Source organism: Kocuria marina (assembly GCF_000786655.1).
Taxonomy (GTDB): domain Bacteria; phylum Actinomycetota; class Actinomycetes; order Actinomycetales; family Micrococcaceae; genus Kocuria; species Kocuria marina_A.
This window is the reverse complement of the sequence record NZ_JROM01000059.1, coordinates 1-20,729: the sequence shown is the minus strand read 5'-3', so window position 1 is coordinate 20,729 and position 20,729 is coordinate 1. Positions and strand designations below refer to the sequence as shown.

Annotated in this window: 19 protein-coding genes and 1 pseudogene; 13 read left to right on the top strand and 7 right to left on the bottom strand. The window is 70.2% G+C overall.

Features of this window, described 5'->3' with window-relative positions:
* Window positions 1–70: 70 nt before the first annotated feature.
* From AS25_RS13325 to AS25_RS13960, 6 genes are all read left to right on the top strand, one after another.
* A complete protein-coding gene (locus tag AS25_RS13325) occupies window positions 71–1,168 on the top strand; it encodes an NAD kinase (RefSeq protein ID WP_035965821.1) in 1,098 nt (365 codons plus the stop codon).
* The gene (gene recN, locus AS25_RS13320) at window positions 1,165–2,877 is read left to right on the top strand and encodes a DNA repair protein RecN (RefSeq protein WP_035965818.1); all 1,713 of its coding nucleotides are present in this window, start codon (window positions 1,165–1,167) and stop codon (window positions 2,875–2,877) included. The genes AS25_RS13325 and recN overlap by 4 nt, the downstream gene beginning before the upstream one ends.
* A gap of 32 nt (window positions 2,878–2,909) precedes the next feature.
* Complete coding sequence (gene pyrG, locus AS25_RS13315; protein WP_035965816.1) at window positions 2,910–4,625, top strand: CTP synthase; 1,716 nt, start codon at window positions 2,910–2,912, stop codon at window positions 4,623–4,625.
* 3 nt (window positions 4,626–4,628) lie between these two features.
* Window positions 4,629–5,285 (top strand): NUDIX domain-containing protein, encoded by a 657-nt coding sequence (locus tag AS25_RS13310; protein WP_035965814.1) that lies wholly within the window; start codon window positions 4,629–4,631, stop codon window positions 5,283–5,285.
* 137 nt (window positions 5,286–5,422) lie between these two features.
* Window positions 5,423–6,337 (top strand): site-specific tyrosine recombinase XerD, encoded by a 915-nt coding sequence (locus AS25_RS13305; protein WP_156961006.1) that lies wholly within the window; start codon window positions 5,423–5,425, stop codon window positions 6,335–6,337.
* Between the two features lie 69 nt (window positions 6,338–6,406).
* Window positions 6,407–7,387, top strand: coding sequence for a D-alanyl-D-alanine carboxypeptidase family protein (locus AS25_RS13960; RefSeq protein ID WP_052161015.1), 981 nt, complete (start codon window positions 6,407–6,409; stop codon window positions 7,385–7,387).
* A 61-nt stretch (window positions 7,388–7,448) separates the two neighbouring features.
* On the opposite strand, the gene AS25_RS13295 is transcribed toward AS25_RS13960, so the two are convergent.
* The 4 genes from AS25_RS13295 to AS25_RS13280 all read right to left on the bottom strand — a co-directional run bounded on the left by AS25_RS13295 (window position 7,449) and on the right by AS25_RS13280 (window position 11,845).
* Complete coding sequence (locus AS25_RS13295) at window positions 7,449–8,588, bottom strand: bifunctional 2-methylcitrate synthase/citrate synthase (protein ID WP_035965812.1); 1,140 nt, start codon at window positions 8,586–8,588, stop codon at window positions 7,449–7,451.
* Between the two features lie 83 nt (window positions 8,589–8,671).
* Window positions 8,672–9,583, bottom strand: coding sequence for a methylisocitrate lyase (gene prpB / locus AS25_RS13290; protein WP_035965809.1), 912 nt, complete (start codon window positions 9,581–9,583; stop codon window positions 8,672–8,674).
* Window positions 9,584–9,585: 2 nt separating this feature from the next.
* On the bottom strand, window positions 9,586–11,118 hold the full coding sequence (locus AS25_RS13285) for an MmgE/PrpD family protein (RefSeq protein WP_035965806.1): 1,533 nt from the start codon (window positions 11,116–11,118) through the stop codon (window positions 9,586–9,588).
* Between the two features lie 67 nt (window positions 11,119–11,185).
* Complete coding sequence (locus AS25_RS13280; RefSeq protein ID WP_035965805.1) at window positions 11,186–11,845, bottom strand: GntR family transcriptional regulator; 660 nt, start codon at window positions 11,843–11,845, stop codon at window positions 11,186–11,188.
* 180 nt (window positions 11,846–12,025) lie between these two features.
* Here AS25_RS13280 and AS25_RS13275 point away from each other — a divergent pair, with 180 nt between their 5' ends.
* The 4 genes from AS25_RS13275 to AS25_RS13265 all read left to right on the top strand — a co-directional run bounded on the left by AS25_RS13275 (window position 12,026) and on the right by AS25_RS13265 (window position 14,832).
* Window positions 12,026–13,945 carry a propionyl-CoA synthetase gene (locus AS25_RS13275; RefSeq protein WP_035965804.1) on the top strand — a complete coding sequence of 640 codons (1,920 nt, stop codon included), beginning with the start codon at window positions 12,026–12,028 and terminating at the stop codon, window positions 13,943–13,945.
* 50 nt (window positions 13,946–13,995) lie between these two features.
* Window positions 13,996–14,196 carry a hypothetical protein gene (locus AS25_RS13270; RefSeq protein ID WP_035965803.1) on the top strand — a complete coding sequence of 67 codons (201 nt, stop codon included), beginning with the start codon at window positions 13,996–13,998 and terminating at the stop codon, window positions 14,194–14,196.
* A 163-nt stretch (window positions 14,197–14,359) separates the two neighbouring features.
* Window positions 14,360–14,515, top strand: coding sequence for a hypothetical protein (locus tag AS25_RS14825; RefSeq protein ID WP_156961005.1), 156 nt, complete (start codon window positions 14,360–14,362; stop codon window positions 14,513–14,515).
* Between the two features lie 29 nt (window positions 14,516–14,544).
* Complete coding sequence (locus tag AS25_RS13265) at window positions 14,545–14,832, top strand: DUF418 domain-containing protein (protein ID WP_035965802.1); 288 nt, start codon at window positions 14,545–14,547, stop codon at window positions 14,830–14,832.
* A 164-nt stretch (window positions 14,833–14,996) separates the two neighbouring features.
* Here AS25_RS13265 and AS25_RS13260 read toward each other — a convergent pair whose 3' ends face one another.
* Genes AS25_RS13260 through AS25_RS13250 form a run of 3 tightly spaced genes read right to left on the bottom strand, consistent with a single transcriptional unit; the run spans window position 14,997 to window position 17,340 of the window.
* Entirely contained in the window at window positions 14,997–15,695 is a 699-nt protein-coding gene (locus tag AS25_RS13260) for a response regulator (RefSeq protein ID WP_035965800.1), read from the bottom strand.
* A complete protein-coding gene (locus AS25_RS14450; RefSeq protein WP_156961004.1) occupies window positions 15,692–16,471 on the bottom strand; it encodes a sensor histidine kinase in 780 nt (259 codons plus the stop codon). The genes AS25_RS13260 and AS25_RS14450 overlap by 4 nt, the downstream gene beginning before the upstream one ends.
* Window positions 16,405–17,340, bottom strand: a complete 936-nt coding sequence (locus tag AS25_RS13250; RefSeq protein WP_052161014.1) for a sensor histidine kinase — start codon at window positions 17,338–17,340, stop codon at window positions 16,405–16,407. Before AS25_RS13250 ends, AS25_RS14450 begins: the two co-directional genes overlap by 67 nt.
* 172 nt (window positions 17,341–17,512) lie before the next feature.
* Between AS25_RS13250 and AS25_RS13245 the strand changes: the two genes are divergently transcribed.
* From AS25_RS13245 to AS25_RS13235, 3 genes and pseudogenes are all read left to right on the top strand, one after another.
* A complete protein-coding gene (locus AS25_RS13245; protein WP_084118236.1) occupies window positions 17,513–19,024 on the top strand; it encodes a cation:dicarboxylate symporter family transporter in 1,512 nt (503 codons plus the stop codon).
* A gap of 226 nt (window positions 19,025–19,250) precedes the next feature.
* A pseudogene (locus AS25_RS13240) lies at window positions 19,251–20,298 on the top strand (IS110 family RNA-guided transposase); the annotation flags it as partial.
* A gap of 125 nt (window positions 20,299–20,423) precedes the next feature.
* On the top strand, window positions 20,424–20,729 hold a 306-nt coding region (locus tag AS25_RS13235), incomplete at its 3' end, for a transposase family protein (RefSeq protein ID WP_035965797.1).

Below are 20,729 nucleotides of genomic sequence, written 5' to 3'. Positions count from 1 at the left end.
GGACGCTCGCGTAGTGTTGGCTGAGTCAGCCCACCGTGGGAGTCGATCGCAGGAGGATGGTCTTCAGCTCGTGAGCCGGAAAATCTTGGTGATGACCCACACGGGGCGGCACGAGGCCAAGGAAGCGGCCCGCCAGTCCTGCGAACAACTGCACGACGCCGGGCTCGTACCCGTCCTCTGCCGCCCGGACCTCGAGGCCCTACGTGCGGACGGGTCGGACATGGCACCCGTGGAGATCCTCGAGGAGGACGTGGCGCTGCGCGAGATCGAGATCGTCATGGTGCTCGGCGGTGATGGCTCCATCCTGCGCGCGGCGGAACTGGTCCGCGGGGTCGATACCCCTCTGCTCGGGGTCAATCTGGGCCATGTGGGCTTCCTCGCCGAATCCGAACGCTCCGGGCTGAGCGAGACCGTGGAGGCCATCGTGGACGGCCGCTACACCGTGGAGCGGCGCATGGCCCTGGACATCACCGTGTGGGAGCAGCGCCGAAAAGTCCTGCACACGTGGGCGCTCAACGAGGCCTCCGTGGAGAAGGGCAACCGGGAGAAGATGATCGAGGTCGTCACGGAGGTGGACCGCAGGCCGCTGTCCACGTTCGGGTGCGACGGCGTGGTCATGGCCACCCCCACCGGATCCACGGCCTACGCGTTCTCCGCGGGTGGTCCCGTGGTCTGGCCGGAGGTCGAGGCCCTGCTCATGGTCCCGCTGTCCGCCCATGCCCTGTTCTCCCGCCCCCTCGTGATCTCCCCGCGCTCCATGATGGCCGTGGAGGTGCTCACCCGCACGGATGCCCGCGGTGTCCTGTGGTGCGACGGACGGCGAACCGTGGACCTGCCCCCGGGATCGCGCATCGAGGTGCGCCGGTCCGAGAAGTCCGTGAACCTGGCCCGCATGCACGCGACCCCGTTCTCCGAACGCCTCGTCAAGAAGTTCGAACTGCCGATCGCCGGATGGCGCGGTCCCATGCCCAAGGAACAGCTCGAGGCCCTCACCTCGGCCCTGTCTGTCGTGCAGCCCACCACCAAGGTGGTCGCTCAGGACGAGGAACAAGTCAAGCTCAGCGTGGGCCGGGAGATCCCGCACCACAACGACGCGCCCTGGCTCGATGGCGGCTCCTCGACCGGTGAGCGGACCGGCGACCGACCGGACGGGAGCTCCCGGTCATGATCGAGGAGATCCACATCCACGACCTCGGCGTCATCACGGACGCCGTGCTGCCCCTGGGCCCCGGGTTGTCGATCCTCTCGGGCGAGACCGGCGCGGGTAAGACCATGGTGGTCACCGCGCTCGGCATGCTGCTCGGCAACCGGGCGGACGCCGGATCCGTGCGTTCGGGCAGCGCCAAGGCGCTCGCGGAGGCCACCGTGCGGGTGCCGTCGGATCACGCGGCCGTGGCTCTCGTCGAGGAGTCCGGTGGTGCGGTGGACAGCGAGACGGTCAATGGCACCGAGGAGTCCCTGGTCCTGCTCTCCCGCACCGTCTCGGCCGAGGGGCGCAGTCGCGCCCATGTGGGCGGCCGTTCCGCACCGGTGGGCACGCTTGGCGCCGTCGGCGAGACCCTCGTGGCCGTCCACGGGCAGTCCGACCAGCTACGCCTGAAGTCCCCGGCGGCCCAGCGCACGGCGCTCGACGACTACGCCGGCGCGGACGTTGCCGAGGAGCTCGCCACCTACCGCGGCAAACTCGCGCGCTACCGGGAGGTCGTGGCCACGTTGCGCGCGGCCAAGGAAAACTCCCGCGAACGCGCGCTGCAGGCCCAGGCACTGACCACCGCGCTCGAGGAGATCGACGCCGTGGAACCCGTCCCGGGCGAGGACGCCCAGTTGGACGCGGAGAGCGAGAAGCTCACCAACCTCGAGGCCCTGCGCGGTGCGGCACTGTCCGCCCACGGGGCCCTGAGCGGATCCGATGCGGACGACGAACCGGACCTCAACGCCGTCGCGCTGCTGTCCCACGCGCAACAGGCCCTGGACCTCGTGGCGGAGTCCGACCCCGAACTCGTGGCCCTGGCCACCCGGGTGCGTGAGCTGACCGTGGTCGCCGCCGACGTCGCCGCGGACCTCTCGGGCTACGCGAGCGGTCTGGACGAGGACGGCCCCGCGCGGCTCGCGGAGGTCGAGGCCCGCCGCAGTGCCCTGCGCGCGCTGACCAAGAAGTACGGTGCGAGCATCGACGAGGTGCTGGCCTGGGCGGACGAGGCGCGGACCCGGCTCAAGGGGCTCGTGGTGGACCCCCAGCGCGAGGAACAACTACGCGCCGAGGGCGAGAGTCTGCACGCCGCCCTCGAGAAGCACGCGGCCAGGCTGTTGGAGTTGCGCCGAGCGGCCGCCGAGAAACTCGCCAGCGCCGTGAGCGAGGAACTCAGCGCGCTGGCCATGCCCAACGCGTCCCTCGTGGTGGCGGTGGAGCCGTCCGAGCGGTTCACGGACGACGGCAAGGACACGATCGAGTTCATGCTCGCGCCCCACCCACAGGCCACGCCGCGCCCGCTCGGCAAGGGGGCCTCCGGCGGTGAGCTCTCGCGCATCATGCTCGCGCTCGAGGTCGTGCTCTCCGAGGTGGACCCGGTACCCACGTTCGTGTTCGACGAAGTCGATTCCGGCGTGGGCGGCAAGGCCGCCGTGGAGATCGGCCGGCGGCTGAAGATGCTCGCCAAGAACGTGCAGGTGCTCGTGGTGACCCACCTTCCCCAGGTCGCTGCGTTCGCGGATCAGCACATCCTGGTGACCAAGTCCTCGGACTCGAGCGTCTCGGACGTGAAAGTGCTCACGGACGAGGAACGCGTGGTGGAGCTGGCCCGCATGCTCGCGGGCCACGAGGACTCCAGTGCGGCCCGCGAACACGCGCGAGAACTCATGCGGGACGCCACCGCATGACCGACGACCCCCAACGCCCCGACGAGACACGAATGGTAGGCTCGAATCCCGTGGTGAATGCTCAGGACGCCGCCCACGAGGCAGGCACAGAAAAAAACGACGGCAAGGTGACCCGGCAGATCTTCGTCACGGGAGGTGTGGCCTCGTCCCTCGGCAAGGGGCTCACTGCGTCCTCGCTCGGAATGCTTCTGCGTTCGCGCGGCCTGTCCGTGACCATGCAGAAATTGGATCCGTACCTCAACGTGGATCCCGGAACCATGAACCCCTTCCAGCACGGTGAGGTCTTCGTCACGGACGACGGCGCCGAGACGGACCTGGACATCGGTCACTACGAGCGTTTCCTGGACGAGAACCTGGACGCCTCCGCGAACGTGACCACCGGTCAGGTGTACTCCACGGTGATCGCCAAGGAACGCCGCGGCGAGTACCTGGGTGACACCGTGCAGGTCATCCCGCACATCACGGACGAGCTCAAGCGCCGGATGCGCCGCCGCGCCGAGGACGAGAACGCCCCGGACATCATCATCACCGAGATCGGCGGCACGGTCGGTGACATCGAGTCCCAGCCCTTCATCGAGGCCGCACGCCAGGTGCGTCAGGACGTGGGGCGGCGCAACGTGTTCTACCTGCACGTGTCCCTGATCCCGTTCATCGGCCCGTCCGGTGAGCTCAAGACCAAGCCCACCCAGCACTCCGTGGCCTCGCTGCGCGGTCTGGGTATCCAGCCCGACGCCCTCGTGCTGCGCTGCGACCGGGACGTCCCGGACGCCATGCTGCGCAAGATCGGTGCCGCGTGCGACGTGGACCTGGACGCCGTGATCTCGTGCGCGGACGCCCCCAGCATCTACGACATCCCCAACACCCTGCACAGCCAGGGCCTGGACACCTACATCCTGGACTACCTGGGTCTGGACTACCAGGACGCCGATCTGCGCCAGTGGTCCCGGCTGCTCACCGCGGTGCACGAGCCCGAGCACCACGTGACGGTCGCGCTCGTGGGCAAGTACATCGACCTTCCGGACGCGTACCTGTCCGTGTCCGAGGCGCTACGGGCCGGTGGATTCGCGAACAACGCCCGCGTGCACATCAAGTGGGTCGCCTCCGACCTGTGCGACACCCCCGAGGGCGCCCAGCGCGAACTCGGTGACGTGGACGCCGTCCTGATCCCCGGTGGCTTCGGCATCCGCGGGCTCGAGGGCAAACTCGGTGCCCTGCGCTGGGCACGCGAGCACAAGGTGCCCACCCTGGGCCTGTGCCTCGGGTTGCAGTGCATGGTCATCGAGTACGCGCGCGACGTCGTGGGTCTGCCCAACGCGTCCTCCACCGAGTTCGACCCGGACACGGACACCCCGGTGATCGCGACCATGGAGGAGCAGAAGCAGTTCGTGGAGGGCGCCGGTGACCTGGGCGGCACCATGCGACTGGGGCTCTACCCCGCCGCGCTGGCCGAGGGTTCGGTCGTGGCCGAGGCCTACGGCGCCACGGAGGTCTCCGAGCGCCACCGCCACCGCTACGAGGTCAACAACGCGTACCGCGATGCCCTCTCGGAGGCCGGGCTGCGGATCTCGGGCACGTCCCCGGAGGGCACGCTCGTGGAGTTCGTGGAACTGCCCCGCGAGGAGCACCCGTACTACGTGGCCACGCAGGCGCACCCCGAGCTGGCCTCCCGCCCCACCCGCCCGCACCCGCTGTTCGACGGTCTGATCAAGGCCGCCCTGGAGCGCCGGGGCGTCCAGGCCAAGGGCTGAGTCGTGGAGTACACGAGCATCACCGCCGACCAGCTCACGGACCGCCCGGATCCGCACACCGTGGAGGATTCGCGGACCGTCTACGACGGCGCCATCTGGGACGTGTGCAGCGAGTCCTTCCGCATGGCGGACCAGGAGAAACCACTCACCCGGGAGTTCATCACGCACCCGGGGGCGGTGTCCGTGGTCGTGCTGGACGAGCACGAGCGGATCCTGCTCATCAACCAGTACCGTCACCCCGTGCGTAAGCGGATGTGGGAGATCCCCGCGGGACTGCTCGATGTCTCCGGGGAACCCGCGCTGAAGGCGGCCCAGCGCGAGCTGGGGGAGGAAGCGGATCTCACGGCCCGGACCTGGCACACGCTCGTGGACTTCGACAACTCCCCGGGGTCCTCGGCGGAGGCCAACCGGATCTTCCTGGCGCGTGACCTGGGCGAGGTCCCCGAGTCCGAGCGGTTCGAACGCGAGGGCGAGGAGGCGGAGATCGTGGCCGGTTTCGCGGACCTCGACGACGCCCTGGCCGCCGTCATGGCCGGGCGGATCACGTCCCCCACGGCCACGCTCGGCATCCTCGCGACCCACATCGCGCGGTCCCGCGACTGGACCACGCTGCGCGCCCCGGACGCCGAATGGACCTCGCGGCCCCAGCACGAGGGGTGAGCGACTCCCTCGAGCCGGACGGCCCCGTCACCGAACCCCTGCCCGTGGTGCAGGAAGGACCGCGGGACCGGGCGGGAGCGGCGTCGTCGTCGGATGCCGCGAACGGGGCGGAGGTCGCCCCGGAGCTGCGGCGTGCCGTGGCGCGCTACCTGGACCACCTCGTGGTGGAGCGCGGGCTCGCCGCGAACACGGTAAGCGCGTACCGCCGCGATCTCGCGCGCTATCTCGAGCACCTCACGGCGAGCGCCGCGCACGTGCGCGTGCCGCGGGACATCACGGCCGATCACGTGCGCGCCTTCGTGCGGAGCATCCGCGAGGGCGACGCCGCCCACCCGGCCCTGTCCGCGCGCAGCAGTGCGCGGGTGCTCGCGGCGGTGCGGGGGGCCCACGCGTTCTGGGTCACGGAGTCGAGCGTGGACACGGACGTCGCGTCCCGCGTGAGCCCGCCCATGCCGCCGCAGCGGCTGCCCAAGGCCATCGGCGTCACGGAGGTCGAAAACCTCCTGGCCGCCCCGGACCCGGACACCCCCGCGGGACTGCGGGCCCGGGCGTTCCTCGAACTGCTGTACGCCACGGGGGCGCGCATCTCCGAGGCCGTCGCGCTGGACGTGGACGACCTCGCCGGTCTGCACGACGAGGACCTCGCCCTGATCCGCGTGACGGGCAAGGGCGCCAAGCAACGGCTCGTGCCCGTGGGGTCGTTCGCCGTGGCGGCCCTGGACCGCTACCTTGTCCGGGCCCGCCCCGAGTTGGCGCGGCACGGTCGGGGGAGCCCGGCGGTGTTCCTTAATGCCCGGGGCACGCGGATCTCGCGGCAGACGGCGTGGAACATGGTCAAGGACGCCGCGCGCACGATCCACCAGGAGGAGCGGATCACGCCGCACACGCTGCGCCACTCGTTCGCCACGCACCTGCTCGAGGGCGGCGCGGACCTGCGGGTCGTCCAGGAGTTGCTGGGTCACGCGTCCCTGGCCACGACCCAGATCTACACGCGCGTGTCCGTGGAGTCTCTGCTCGAGGTCTACGCGACGTCCCACCCGCGAGCGCGCTGAGCCGGCCGCATCGACGCCTGTTCGCCCGTAGGCCTACCCCGCGTCACGCGCAACACCTATCGTAGCCCCATGCGAACCGTCACGCGTCGCCCGGCCCTGCTCACCGCCCTGTTGGCCGCGCTGCTGCTCGTGGGTGGCATGGCACCGGCCCACGCCGGGGCGGGGATCGACAACGAGTACCGCGCCCTGCCGAATCCCGGCGCATGGCTGGGCAAGCCCACGTCCGCCGAACGCTGTGGCCTGCGGGACCGCGGCTGCTACCGGCAGTACCAGAAGGGCACGATCCACTGGACGCCCGCCACGGGTGCGCGGGCCCAGCGCGGCGGGATCCTGGCGAAGTGGCGCGCGGAGGGATTCGAGCACGGGGCGCTGGGGTACCCCGTGACGCGGGAGACGTGCTCGGGCGGTACGTGCGAGGTCCGCTACCAGCGCGGCCGGATCACGTGGACCGCCCAGGGTGGCGCCCGGGTCCACCGGGACATCGACAACGCCCGCAGCGTGTCCGTGGTCGTGAACAAGAAGCGCCCGCTGTCCCCGCGCAATTACGCCCCGGCACCCCTGCGGTCGGTGGGCGGGGGAGTCCTGCTGCGCGACGACGCCGCGGTGGCCTATCAGCGCATGAGCCGGGCCGCGGCCGCCCAGGGGGTCACGCTGGTGCCGGTGAGCGGGTACCGCGACTACAGCACGCAAGCGCGCCTCTACCGCGAGTACACGGCGCTGTACGGTCAGGGCACCGCCGACACCATTTCCGCGCGTCCCGGTCACTCGGAACACCAGACCGGCCTGGCGATCGACGTGGGTGCCCCCGGGGCCACCTGCGGCCTGCTCCCGTGCTTCGGCACCACCCCGCAGGGCAGGTGGGTCGCCGCGCACGGGCACACCTACGGGTTCGTGGTGCGCTACCCGAACGGACACACCGCGACCACGGGCTACGCCTACGAACCGTGGCACCTGCGCTACGTGGGACCCACCACGGCCAGGAGCGTGAAGAACAGCGGCTCGGCCACGCTGGAGTCCTACATGGGTCTGCCCCGGGCACCGAGGTACTGACGACGACGGCCCGTCACCCCTTCTGAGCGGAAAGGAAACGGGCCGTCGTGGTGTGCGCGGCTCAGGCCACGTGGCGCTCGTCCGGACCGTTGTAGTCGGAGAGCGGGCGGATCAGCGAGTTGTTCGCGCGCTGCTCCATGACGTGCGCGGTCCAGCCCACGATCCGCGCGGCCACGAAGATGGGCGTGAACGCGGGGATGTCGAATCCCATGAGCCAGTACGTGGGACCCGCGGGGTAGTCCAGGTTGGGCTTGATGGACTTGGCCTCGTCCATGGACTTGGCCAGACCGTTGTAGAGCCCCAGGATCTCGGGCCGGTCGTAGTGCTCGAGCATGCGGAACAGGGCGTCCTGCATGGTGGGCACGCGGGAGTCACCGTGCTTGTACACGCGGTGGCCGAAGCCCATGACCTTCTTCTTGTCCGCGAGCGCCTGGTCCATCCATTCCTTGGCGCGCTTCTCCGCTTCCTCCGCGGATTCGTCCTTGCGGATCCCGAGCTCCTCGAACGTGTGCATCACGGCCTCGTTGGCGCCGCCGTGCAGGGGGCCCTTGAGGGCGCCGATCGCACCGGTGACCGCGGAGTGCAGGTCCGCGAGCGTGGAGGTGATCACGCGCGCCGTGAACGTGGAGGCGTTGAAGGAGTGCTCCGCGTACAGGATGATCGACACCCGGAACGCGTCCACGACCTCCGGGGCGGCCTCCTCACCGAAGGCCATCCACAGGAAGTTCTGGGCGTAGTCCAGGTCCTCGCGGGGGTCCACGAGCTCCTGGTCGTGGCGGCGGCGCTGGTCGTAGCAGACCACGGCTGGCATGACGGCGAACAGTTCCTGTGCCTTGCGCAGTTCGGCCTCGGGGGAGTTGTCCTCCGCCAGAGGGTGCTGCGCGCCGATCACCGAGGCGGCGGTGCGGCACACGTCCATGGGGTGGCACGTGGTGGGCAGTTCGTCGATCACGCGCTTGAGTTCGGGCGTGAGCGCCCGGTGGGAACGCTCGAGTTCCTGGAACGCGGTGAGCTCGTCCTCGGACGGCAGCTCGCCGTTCCACAGCAGCAGCGCGACCTGTTCCGCGGAACAGTTCTGCGCGAGTTCCTGCACCGGGTAGCCCCGGTAGAGCAGGGAGTTGGTCTCTGCATTGACCTTGGACACGGCGGTGGTGTCAGCCACCACCCCGGCGAGTCCTTTGTGGATCTCGGTATCGGCCACGGTGATCTCCTTCGACGATCGGGCTCGTGCACGGACTGAGTGTTCCCACCACACCACACTTGGCGTGGTGGGAACAGAGGGGGTCAGGCGTCCGGGGTCTCGGGGACCTCGAAATTGAACACCCCGGAGTCGAACTGGTTGTACCCGGTGTAGTCCACCAGTTCGTACAACCGCTTGCGGGTGAGCATGTTCTCCACCTGCGCCTGCTGGGTGCCGTCCTCGCGGATGGTGGTGAGCAGCCGCTCCATGGCCCCCAGGGCCTGACGTTGCAGGGACACGGGGTAGATGATCATGGACACCCCGGCGCCGTGCAGTTGCTGGGTGGTGAACAGCTGGGACTTCCCGAACTCGGTCATGTTGGCCAGGATCGGGACGTCCAGGGCCTCGGCCATGCGCTCGAACTCGGAGAGGTCCGCCATGGCCTCGGGGAAGATCACGTCCGCGCCGGCGTCCGCGAGGGCCTTGGCCCGGTCGATCGCGGCGTCGAGACCGTCCACACCGCGCAGGTCGGTGCGGGCCATGACCACGAAGTTCGGGTCCCGGCGGGCCTCCACGGCGGCCTTGATGCGCTTGGTCGCGGTGGCGGTGTCCACCACGTTCTTCCCGTCCAGGTGGCCGCAGCGCTTGGGGTTGAACTGGTCCTCGATGTGGCAACCGGCCAGGCCGGCGTCCTCGAGCTCCTGGACGGTGCGGGCCACGTTCATGGGCTCACCGAATCCGGTGTCCGCGTCCACGAGGCACGGCAGGTCGGTGCTGCGAGCGATCTGACCGGCGCGCGTGGCCACCTCGGTCAGGGTCGTGAGACCGATGTCCGGCAGACCCAGTTCGTTGGCGAGCACGCCGCCGGAGATGTAGACGCCCTCGAAGCCCTGCTCCTGGATGAGCTTGGTGGACAGGGGCGTGAACGCTCCGGGGAACCGGGCGATCTCCGGGGCCGCGAGCAGTTCGCGGAACCGCTCGCGCTTCTCGGCGGGGGTCGCGGTGGTGTACAGCATGATCAGAAGATTCCCTTCGCTGAGGTCTCCAGCTCCACGGCGGCCGTGATGTTCAGCTGCCCGAGCTCCCCGGCACCCAGTTCGGGGACGCGCTGGACGACGTCCAGGAAGCGCTCGATCTCCTCGGGCGCCACGATGCCCTCGGCCAGGGTGCGGAACTTGGTGATGTACTGCTCCCGCGCGAACGGGCGGGCGCCGAGCGGGTGGGCGTCCGCCACGGCGATCTGGTCCGTGATCATGGTGCCGTCCGTGAGGGTGATCTCCACGGAACCGCCGAACGCCTTCTCGGAGATGTCCAGGGAGTGGTAGCGGCGGGTCCACTCCGGGTCCTCCTGCGTGGTGACCTTGTGCCACAGCTCCACGGTGTCCGGGCGGCCCGCGCGCTCGGGGGCGTAGGAGTCCACGTGGTGCCACGCGCCGTCCTGCAGGGCCACGGTGAAGATGTAGGGGATCGAGTGGTCCAGGGTCTCGCGGGACGCCGTGGGGTCGTACTTCTGGGGATCGTTGGCCCCCGAGCCGATCACGTAGTGCGTGTGGTGGGAGGTCTTGATGAGCACCGAGGCCACGTTGGCGGGGTCGGTGACCTCCGGGTGCTCGCGGTGCAGCTTGCGGGCCAGGTCGATCCACGCCTGGGCCTGGTACTCCGCCGAGTGCTCCTTGGTGTAGGTGTCCAGGATCGCGCGCTTGGCCTCACCCGGGGCCGGCAGGGGCACGGTGTACCGGGCCTCCGGTCCCGAGAGCAGCCACGCGATCACGCCGTCCTCACCCTCGTAGATGGGGGTCGGGGAGGTCTGCCCGCGCATGGCGCGGTCCACGGCCTCGACGGCCATCTTCCCGGCGAACGCGGGGGCGTGGGCCTTCCACGTGGAGATCTCGCCCTTGCGGGACTGCCGGGTCTGGGTGGTCGTGTGCAGCGCCTGACCGATCGCCTGGAAGATCGTCTCGGTGTCCAGACCGAGCAGCGTGCCGATGCCCGCGGCGGCGGAGGGGCCGATGTGCGCGATGTGGTCGATCTTGTGCTCGTGCAGGCACATGCCCTTGACCAGGTCCACCTGGATCTCGTACCCGGTGGCGATCGCGCGCACGAGGTCCTCGCCCGAGCTGCCCACGTGCTGGGCCACGGCCAGGATGGGCGGGATGTTGTCCCCGGGGTGGGAGTACTCGGCGGCCAGGAACGTGTCGTGGTAGTCCAGTTCGCGCACGGCCACCCCGTTGGCCCACGCGGCCCACTCGGGGGAGACCGCGGCGTCGTCGTCCGGGGCGCCGTAGAGCAGCGCGCCGCCGCCCGAGAAGCCGCCGCCGGGGACGACCCGGTGGCACAGGGCCTGCGAGCGCGCGGAGACGATGGGCCCGCGGTTGAGGGAGGCCACGGCCACGGACGCGTTGTCGATGATCCGGTTGATGACCATGTCCACGACCTCGGGCTCCACGGCCACGGGGTCGGTCGCGACGCTCGCGAGCTTGTGGGCGAGCTGCTCCTCGCGGGGCAGTTCCTCCTTGGACGAGTACGTGCGCACGGTGTGTTCGACGGTCACGGGCGTTCCTTTCGCTGCGGGTTTCTCTGCGGGTGTCGGATGTCGGTTCGCGGGGCGTTCGCCCCGGTCAGGAGGCCTCGGGACGGGCCACGGCGAGCGCGGGGGAGCCGAGGGCCTTGCTCAGGGCGTTCTTCAGGTGCACGCGTGTGGTCGCGACGGCCAGGGGTGCGTCCCCGTGCGCGATCGCGCGGGCGATCGCCTCGTGTTCGGCGGCCGCGGCGGCCAGCCGCTGCGGGTCGGAGGTGGCGAGCCGGCGCACGCGCGCGAGGTGCAGGCGCACGTTCGCGAGGGCCTGCTGCAGGTAGGGGTTGCCCGCGGCGGCGTCGATCTGTTCGTCCATTCGGTCCACGAGCTCGTAGTAGGCGGGGTGGTCGGGATCGTCCGAGAGCCGCTCCGCCGCGTGGGACAGTTCGTCCGCGAGCGCGCGGAACGTCTCGGGGTCGCCGCGCTGGGCGGCGAGCTCGGCGGCCCGGCAGTCGAGTGTGTCGCGCAGTTCGTACAGGGCGCGTACGTCGTCCGCGGACAGGGCGCTGACGACGACGCCGCGGCCGCTGTGCGGTTCGGTGAGCCCGTCCGCGGTGAGCCGGGACAGCGCTTCGCGCACGGGCGTGCGGGAGATGCCGAGGCGTTCGGAGAGGTCCACCTCGCCCAGGACCTGCCCGGGCACCAGGCGCCACGACACGATGTCCGCGCGCAGTTCGCGGTAGGCACGCTCACCGGCTCGCATGGCTCCTCCTGAGGATCGAAAGTTCCCCCAGTGTATACACGACGCCGGGGAGAGCCAAGCATTCCGCGGGAACATCCGGGGAGTTGCGCGTCGTGTGTATACAAAGCCCTTGTTCCCTATGATCCGGGCCACTATCCTGGTGTCACCGATCCTCACCCCAGACCACCCGCGGAGGAAGCCATGTCCGAGGCCACGTACGCATCCGTCTACCGTTCCAGCGTGGAGGACCCCGAGCGGTTCTGGCTCGACGCCGCCCGGACCGTGGACTGGGTGAGCCCGCCCACCCGGGCCCTCGACGACTCCGCCGCACCCCTGTACCGGTGGTTCCCGGACGGGGAGCTGAACACGTGCGTCAACGCCGTGGACCGCCACGTGGCCGCGGGGCACGGCGAGCGCACGGCCCTGATCTACGACTCCGCCGTGCTGGACACCCAGGAACACATCACGTACGCGCAGTTGCAGGAGCGCGTGGCCCGCTTCGCCGGTGCGCTCGCGGCCCAGGGCGTGACCAAGGGTGACCGGGTGCTGCTCTACATGCCCATGATCGCCGAGTCCGTGATCGCGATGCTCGCGTGCGCGCGATTGGGTGCGGTGCACTCGGTCGTGTTCGGGGGTTTCGCGCCCAAGGAACTGGCCAGCCGCATCGACGACTCCGCGCCGGTCGTGATCGTCACCGCGTCCGGTGGCGTGGAGCCCAAGCGGCGGATCGAGTACCTGCCCGCGATCGAGGAGGCCCTGCAGTTGAGCGACCACGCGCCGTCGGCGGTGCTCGTCCACGAACGGGACGGTTTCGTCACGACCGTGGCCGAGGCCCGCGAGCGCGCCGGGGACGGTCCCGCGTGGCTGTCGTGGGCCGAGGCGCAGGACGGCGTGACACCCGCCGATCCCGCCACGGTCAAGGCCACCGACCCGCTCTACATCCTCTACACCTCCGGTACCACGGGCACCCCCAAGGGCGTGGTGCGGGACAACGGCGGGCACGCGGTGGCCCTGACCTGGTCCATGGAGAACATCTACGGCATCGAGGCCGGGGACGTCATGTGGACGGCCTCGGACGTGGGCTGGGTCGTGGGCCACTCCTACATCGTCTACGGGCCCCTGCTGGCCGGGGCCACCACCGTGGTCTACGAGGGCAAACCCGTGGGCACCCCGGACGCCGGGGCCTTCTGGAAGCGCGTGGCGGAGCACGGGGTCAAGGTGCTGTTCACCGCGCCCACGGCACTGCGCGCGATCCGCAAGGCCGACCCGCAGGGCGAGCTCGTGGGCGAGTACGACATCTCCTCGCTACAGGCGCTGTTCGTGGCCGGCGAGCGCCTGGACCCGGAGACCCACCGCTGGGCCTCGGACGTGCTCGGGGTGCCCGTGGTGGACCACTGGTGGCAGACCGAGACCGGGTGGGCCATCTGCGCCAACCCGTTCGGGATCGAGAAACTGCCGATCGTGGCGGGCTCGCCCACGGTCCCGGTGCCCGGGTTCAACGTGGAGATCCTCGATCCCGTGGGCGAGCCGCTGGGGCCGGGGGAGGAAGGCAACATCGCGGTGCGCCTGCCCCTGCCGCCCGGTACGCTCGCGACCCTGTGGGGCAACGACGAACGCTTCGTGTCCTCCTACCTCGCGGCGTTCCCGGGCTACTACGCCACGGGGGACTCGGGCTACATCGACGAGAACGGGTACGTGTTCGTGATGGGCCGCACCGACGACGTCATCAACGTCTCCGGGCACCGGTTGTCCACGGGGCACATGGAGCAGGTCGTCGCGACCCACCCGGACGTGGCCGAGTGCGCGGTGATCGGCGTGAACGACCCGCTCAAGGGTCAGCGCCCCAGCGGGTACGTGGTGCTCAAGACCGGCTCGGACATCGAACCCCGGAAGCTGCGCGAGGACCTCGTGGGCATGGTGCGCTCGCAGATCGGGCCCGTGGCGGACTTCAAGGACGTGGCCGTGGTGGACGCCCTGCCCAAGACCCGCTCGGGGAAGATCCTGCGCAAGACCATGCGTCAGATGGCGGACGGGGAGAAATACACGGTGCCCTCGACCATCGAGGACGACTCTGTCCTGGAGGCCCTGCACGCCGTGCTGGCCCCGCGGGAGCAGGCGTAGCGGCTCGCGCGGTCAAGGACCGCTCGCAGGGTGTTGCCACCCGCCGTCCGGTGACTCGGCAGGTGCGGTGGACGGGGGCCCAGGCACTCGCCCTGAGCACGAGCAGACGGCTCGTGGCTCTGGACGTCCTGCGCGGCCTGGCGATCCTGGGCACCCTGTTGACCTACACCTGGCTCTTCTCGAGCTCGTCCATAAGCAGTCTCACGGCCCTGGTGGTCGCGGCGGTGCCGGCCACGAGTCCCCAGGCCTAGAAGATCTGGCTCTGGATCGGCCTGGCGCTGCACGCCGTGATGATCACGGTGCTCACCCTGCTGCCGGGCCAGTCCTCGAGCCGTTCGTCCATCGGCGCCGGCGATCCTGGGCGCCGTCGGCAACGGCGGCGGTGGACTGCGCAACACCGAGTCCTACTGGGGGATGGTCGCGGAGCGGCTGGAGACCTTCGTGGCCGGGCGCTTCGAGATCCCCATCATGTTCACGATGGGTCTGGGCCTGTTCCTCGTGGGCGCCTTGGGGTTCCTGGTGGGCCTGCCCTGGACATCGCGTGCCGCACCCCGTGGGCGGAAACCATGAGCTCCCTGTCCCGTTAGGGGACCTCGTCCATGGTGGCCTTCGGCGTGCTCGGGCTGGTGGCCGCGTTCTACGCGCGCCGTACCCGCACCGGGGCCGTGGGCACCGGGCTGAGCTGGGTGGGTCGGATGGCCATGACGTGTTACGTGCTGCAGAACCTGATCTTCTCGGTGATCTTCTACGACTTCGGTCTAGGACTGGTCGGCAAGCTGCCCGTGGAATGGAACGCGTGGGGCACGCTCGCGGTGTACGTGGGTGTCGCCTTGTTCCTGGTGTTCGGCTCCGGCCTGAGGCTGCGCCGTTTCTCGCGGGGCCCCTGAAGATGCTGATGCACCGCGCGCACCGCGGGCTCGTGGCCAGGGTCCACGTCCCGCTCGCACGACGACGCCGCGAGCGCCGTCGTGCCCGCGCGGAAAGCAGCGCCGTGACCTCCGAGTAGTCCCCCCACGATCGATCGATCACCGTACGGGTGGCGCCGCTGAGTTCAGCGGCGCCACCCGTATTCCAGTTCGGGGCGCCCGGGTGTGCCGTGGCGCGCCCGCCGGTCCACGGAACCCGCCGCGCACAGGTGCTCGAGGTAGCGCCGTGCCGTGACACGGGACAACCCCACTTCACGGGCGAGCTCACCCGCGGAGTGGTAGTCGGAGGCCTCCCGCAGGAAGCCGGCGACCGCTTCGAGGGTGTCGGGAGCGAGACCCTTGGGCGGCGCAGAAGCGGGGCGAGCAACCAGGGCGGCGAAGATCCGGTCGAGCTCCGCTTGCTCGATCGCGGCGTCGTCCGGCGTGGCCGCCGCGAGCACCCGGTGGTACGCGGCGTAGGCCTCGAGCTTGCGCCGCAGCTCGTCGAACGTGAACGGTTTCACGAGGTAGCCCACCACCCCCACCGCGGTGGCGTCCCGCACCGTGGCCACGTCCCGGTGTGCGGTGACGATCAGCAGGTCCACGGCCGCGCGCTGTGCTCGCAGGGCCCGGGCCACCTCGAGCCCGGAGATGTCCGGGAGCGTGAGGTCCAGCAGTACGAGGTCCACCGGGGTCGACGACGCCGCCCGCTCCCGCACCGCGCGCACGGCCGCCGTGCCGTTGCGCGCGACCCCTGCCACCTCGAATCCCGCGCACCGCGCCACGTACTCGGCGTGCGCGGAGGCGGTCAGGGGTTCGTCGTCCACCACGAGCACGCGGATCATCGGTTCTCCTTTCGATCGAGGGCGGGGTGCTGCGCGGGGATGTCCACCGAGAACACTGCGCCCGCCTCGTGGGACACCGTGAGTTCGGTGCCCCAGCCCTCCACCGCCCGGCGCACGACGTCCAGGCCCACCCCGCGGGGTGCGTCCGTGGCCGGTTTGGTGGTGACCCCGTGGTCGAAGAGCCGCTCCCGCACGTCCGGTCGGATGCCGGGCCCGTTGTCGGCGACCGTGAGGTGCACCAACCGCCCGTCTCGGGACGGCACGAGTTCCACCTCCACGGTGGGCGGCTCCTCCTCGCCGGGGCGGTCGGTGGGGTCGACGCCGCTGACCGCGTCCACGGCGTTGTCCACGAGGTTGCCGAGCACGCTCACGAGCTCGGACGGGTCCACGGCGAGCGGCGGCACTTGTCCGTGGGTCACGACCACGAGTTCCACGCCGCGTTCGTGTGCCGTGGCGGTCTTACCCGCGAGCAATGCCGCGACATACGGGTCCTCGATCTCCCGTGCGGTCTCACCCAAGCGCACGGATCCCTCGAGAGTCGAGGCCGCGAAGTCCCGGGCCTGGGGATAGCGCTCGAGTTCCAGCAGGGAGACCACGGTGTGCATCCGGTTGGCGTGCTCGTGGGTCTGGGCGCGCAATCCGGCGGCCATCGTGCGCACGGTGTCCAGCTCACCGGACATCCTGCTCAGCTCCGTCTGGTCCTGGACCATCAACACGCGCAGTCCCGAGTCCTCCGAGACCCGGGTGCACGAGGCCACCAGGGTGCGTCCCGCCACGGTGCAGCGTTCGTCCGTGAACGTGTCCGCCCGGGCGAGCAGCTCGGCCACGGCCGGGGGCACGGGCTCGGCGGCGGGGCGGCGTTGTCGTACGGCTCGAAGCGGGTGTCCTCCGGCGAGGAGCCGCGCTGCTCGCCGGGGGTGACGCCGAGCAGCTCACCGGCGCGCGTGTTGCTCAGCACCGGGCGGTCGGCGGGGTCCAGCAGCACGAGCCCTTCCCGTGCGCGGGACAGCACCGCGCGGTTGAGCGCGAGACCGCGCACGAGGTACTCGGGGGAGCGCCCGTCCGTGACGCGGTTGAGGTAGCGCGCCACCAGGACGCAGACCACCGAGGCCGCCGCGAGCAGCGCACCCACGATCAGGGCGAGTCCTGGCAGCTCGTGGCGGCTCTCCGCGGCGATCCGGTTCACGAGCACCCCCGAGGACACGAATCCGATGATGGTCCCGTCCCGGTCCCGCACGGGCGCGATCGTGCGCACGGAGGGACCCAGCCGACCCACCTCGGTCGCGGTGTGCACCTCGCCGCGCAGCGCCTGCGAACGGTCGCCCAGGTACTGCTGACCCACGAGGCCCTCGTCGTGGTGGGTGATCCGGGTGCCGTCCGGGGTCATGATCGTGATGAAGTCCACCGCGGTGTCCCGTTCGAGGGCGCTCGTCAGCTCCTGCAGCCTCGGGTGGGGGTCGGAGGAGAGCAGTGTGTCCCGCACGAACGGATCGTCCACGAGTGTTCCCGTGGCCACCCGCGTGACCGCCTGGGCCTGCTCCGTGACCCGAGTGTGGGTCTGCCACACCATCACACCGGCTACCACGAGCGAGATGACCACCACGAGCCCCAACTGCAGGGCGAGGAAACGGCGGGCGAGGGACATGGCGGCTCCGAGCGAATGGTGCGGGTCGTACGGGCGGGCAGCGGGAGGTCCGCTGCGGGCACTGTGATCCCGGTCATGAACGATATGACCACAACGCGACGCGGGCGCGGATGGTGCGTGAGGCTGGTCACCATTCCACCACCGAACCACCTCCGACCCGTCAGGAGACACCATGTCAGACACGCGCGTCCGGGGCAGCGTCCCCGGGGGAGCCCGCGCCGCGGGCGGCGGTCCGCGGAGGAAGGACCGTACCCACTGCCTCTACATCTTCGTGATCGCCGGCGTGGTGCTCGGCGCGCTGATTGGGTTGTTGTTCCCGGACGTCGGTGTGGCGCTGAAGCCGCTCGGCACGGGGTTCATCGCCCTGATTAAGATGATGATCGCGCCGGTGATCTTCTGCACGATCGTGCTCGGGGTGGGGTCCATCGCCCATGCCGCCACGGTGGGCAAGGTGGGTGGGCTCGCGCTGACCTACTTCATCGTGATGTCCACGTTCGCGCTCGCGATCGGTCTGGTGGTCGGCAACATCGTCCAGCCCGGATCCGGACTGGACCTGGCCAACGCGCACTACGACTCCTCGGGGCTGGCCTCCGGGGGAGACCACTCGGCCGAGGGCGGTGCCGTGGGCTTCGTGCTGGGCATCGTCCCCACCACGCTGTTCTCCGCCCTGACCTCCGGGAACATCCTGCAGACCCTGCTGGTCGCGCTGCTCGTGGGCTTCGCACTGCAGGCCATGGGGGAGTCCGGCAAGCCCGTGCTCAAGGCCGTAACCTACATCCAGGCGGTCGTGTTCCAGCTGCTCATGATGGTCATGTGGCTCGCACCCATCGGTGCGCTCGGGGCGATCGCCGCGGTGGTCGGTGCCACCGGCATGAAAGCCATCGTGTCCATGATTGGGCTCATGCTCGCGTTCTACGTCACGTGCATCCTGTTCATCGTGGTGGTCCTGGGGTTGATCCTCAAGCTCGTCTCCGGGGTCAACATCTTCTCGCTCATGAGGTACCTGGCCCGCGAGTACCTGCTGATCTTCTCCACGTCCTCCTCCGAGGCGGCCCTGCCGCGGTTGATCGCCAAGATGGAGCACCTGGGTGTGTCCAAGCCGGTCGTGGGTGTGGTGGTGCCCACGGGTTACTCGTTCAACCTGGACGGCACCGCGATCTACCTGACCATGGGCGCGCTGTTCGTCGCGGACGCCATGGGCAAGCCACTGGCGCTGGGGGAGCAGATCACGCTGCTGCTGTTCATGATCATCGCGTCCAAGGGTGCGGCCGGTGTCTCCGGCGCGGGCATCGCCACACTGGCCGCCGGCCTGCAGTCCCACCGCCCGGACCTCGTGGACGGCGTGGGGTTGATCGTGGGGATCGACCGCTTCATGTCCGAGGCCCGCGCCCTGACCAACTTCTCCGGTAACGCGGTGGCCACCCTGGTGCTGGGCACGTGGGTCAAGCAGGTGGACAAGGACCGGGTGCGCCGGGTGCTCTCGGGTGCCGAGCCCTTCGACGAGGAATCCCTCACGGTGGACCCGCACCTCTCCTCCGGCGCCCGGGGGCACGCAGCCGCTGCGGGGGCCGACGCCGCTCCCGTCGCTGCGGTTCCCGGCGCACCCGGGGCGGGACGCACCTCCCGGGACGTCGCGGCACCGGGGTCCGGTGCCGCGACCGACCGCCCGGAGGACGAGCAGTAGCCCCGTTAACTTTTTCCCAGCTCCTCCGTCCAGCAGGATGGAGGGGTGTTGGCCGGCCGGTCCTCGGCATGATCGTTTGCCCCCAGTCGTCGATGATCCGGGGGGTGTTGTCACCGAGGATCGCTCCGGTGGTCGCGGATCGCTGATAGAGGCGGGATCTCCTGTGGAGGACCTTCGTAACGTGGATGCCGAGCGTGACCACCTCCCGGCCGGCCAGCACGAGCAGATGCCAGTACGAGAGAAGGGATGGGTCCATGTCGGAGCGAGCAGCCCGGCGGTGTTCGTCGGCCTCGACGCCGGCAAGTCCGACCACCACGCCGTGGCCGTGACGGCGGCCGGGAAGACGGTTTACGACAAGGCCCTGCCCAACGACGAGGCCCGGTTGCGCGCGATTCTCGAGGAGCTGGCCACCGCGCACGGGCCGGTGCTGATGGTGGTGGATCAGCCAGCCACGATCGGGGCGCTGGCGGTGGCCGTGGCCCAGGCGATGGAGTCTGTCACCGTGGCTTACCTGCCAGGACTGGCCATGCGCCGGATCGCGGACCTGCACCCGGGTACGGCCAAGACCGACGCCCGTGACGCACTGATCATCGCCGAGGCCGCCCGGACCATGCCGCACACCCTGCGCGAGATCCGCGTCGATGAGGCCCAGATCGCTGAGCTGGCCGTGCTGGCCGGCTTCGACGACGACCTCGCCGCCCAAATCACCGCCACCTCGAACCGATTACGCGGGATGCTCACCCAGATCCACCCCGCCCTGGAACGGGTCCTGGGGCCGCGGGTGGGCTACCCGGCGGTGGCCGAGCTGCTCACCCGCTACCCGACCCCGGCGAAGCTCGCCGCCGCCGGACGAGGTCATGTGAGGGCGCGGCTGCGCAAGCACGCACCCAGGTTGGCCGAGACCCTCACCGAGGAGATCTTCACCGCGTTGGGACAGCAGACCGTGGTGGTGGCCGGCACCGAGGCCGCCGCCACCGTCGTGCCGATCCTGGCCGGGCAGCTGGCCGCGCTGACGACCCAGCGGGCACAGGTGGCGAGCCAGGTCGAGGTCCTGGTGGAGGCCCACCCTCTTTCCGAGGTCCTGACCTCGATGCCCGGCATCGGTGTCAGGACCACAGCACGGATCCTCACCGAAGTCGTGGGCAAGGACTTTCGCCGATGCCGGGCACCTGGCCTCCTACGCCGGAATCGCCCCGGTCACCCGGCGGTCGGGGACCTCGATCCGCGGCGAGCACGCCCCCCGCGGTGGGAACAAGAGGCTCAAACGGGCCCTTCACAGATGAGCATGGGTAGCGGTGTGCGCGTGGGCGTCTCGAGGGGTGTGTTGTGAGGTCTGGGTAGAGGTCGAGGTCTCCAGGATGGGTAGCGACCAAGCAACCCGATCCATGAAGGCCTCGACGTGTCTCATGCTATCTGCGCGCCGGCGTGCGCGCTCTTCGACCTGCCCGACGTCCATGTCAGGGCCGTGGAACGCGGACCACGCTCGTTCACCGTGGTGGTGGAGACTTTTCCGACGCTGGTGGGGTGCCCGTCCTGCGGGGTGCTCGCCACCGGCCACGGCCGCCGGGAGGTCGTGCTCCACGATCTGCCCTGCGCTGGGGTGCCCGTGCGGGTGGTGTGGCGCAAGCGGATCTTCAGGTGCCGGGAGGACGCCTGCGAGGTCGTGACGTTCAGTGAGGTCCACGAGCTGGCGGCACCGCGGGCC

Excerpts from the sequence above, each read along its gene's own strand:
- recN (WP_035965818.1), top strand. The coding sequence starts at position 1,165 with ATGATCGAGGAGATCCACATCCACGACCTCGGCGTCATCACGGACGCC.
- pyrG (WP_035965816.1), top strand. The coding sequence starts at position 2,910 with ATGGTAGGCTCGAATCCCGTGGTGAATGCTCAGGACGCCGCCCACGAG.
- AS25_RS13960 (WP_052161015.1), top strand. The coding sequence starts at position 6,407 with ATGCGAACCGTCACGCGTCGCCCGGCCCTGCTCACCGCCCTGTTGGCC.
- prpB (WP_035965809.1), bottom strand. The coding sequence starts at position 9,583 with ATGCTGTACACCACCGCGACCCCCGCCGAGAAGCGCGAGCGGTTCCGC.
- AS25_RS13280 (WP_035965805.1), bottom strand. The coding sequence starts at position 11,845 with ATGCGAGCCGGTGAGCGTGCCTACCGCGAACTGCGCGCGGACATCGTG.
- AS25_RS13275 (WP_035965804.1), top strand. The coding sequence starts at position 12,026 with ATGTCCGAGGCCACGTACGCATCCGTCTACCGTTCCAGCGTGGAGGAC.
- AS25_RS14825 (WP_156961005.1), top strand. The coding sequence starts at position 14,360 with ATGGTCGCGGAGCGGCTGGAGACCTTCGTGGCCGGGCGCTTCGAGATC.
- AS25_RS13265 (WP_035965802.1), top strand. The coding sequence starts at position 14,545 with ATGGTGGCCTTCGGCGTGCTCGGGCTGGTGGCCGCGTTCTACGCGCGC.
- AS25_RS13260 (WP_035965800.1), bottom strand. The coding sequence starts at position 15,695 with ATGATCCGCGTGCTCGTGGTGGACGACGAACCCCTGACCGCCTCCGCG.
- AS25_RS13250 (WP_052161014.1), bottom strand. The coding sequence starts at position 17,340 with ATGTCCCTCGCCCGCCGTTTCCTCGCCCTGCAGTTGGGGCTCGTGGTG.
- AS25_RS13245 (WP_084118236.1), top strand. The coding sequence starts at position 17,513 with ATGTCAGACACGCGCGTCCGGGGCAGCGTCCCCGGGGGAGCCCGCGCC.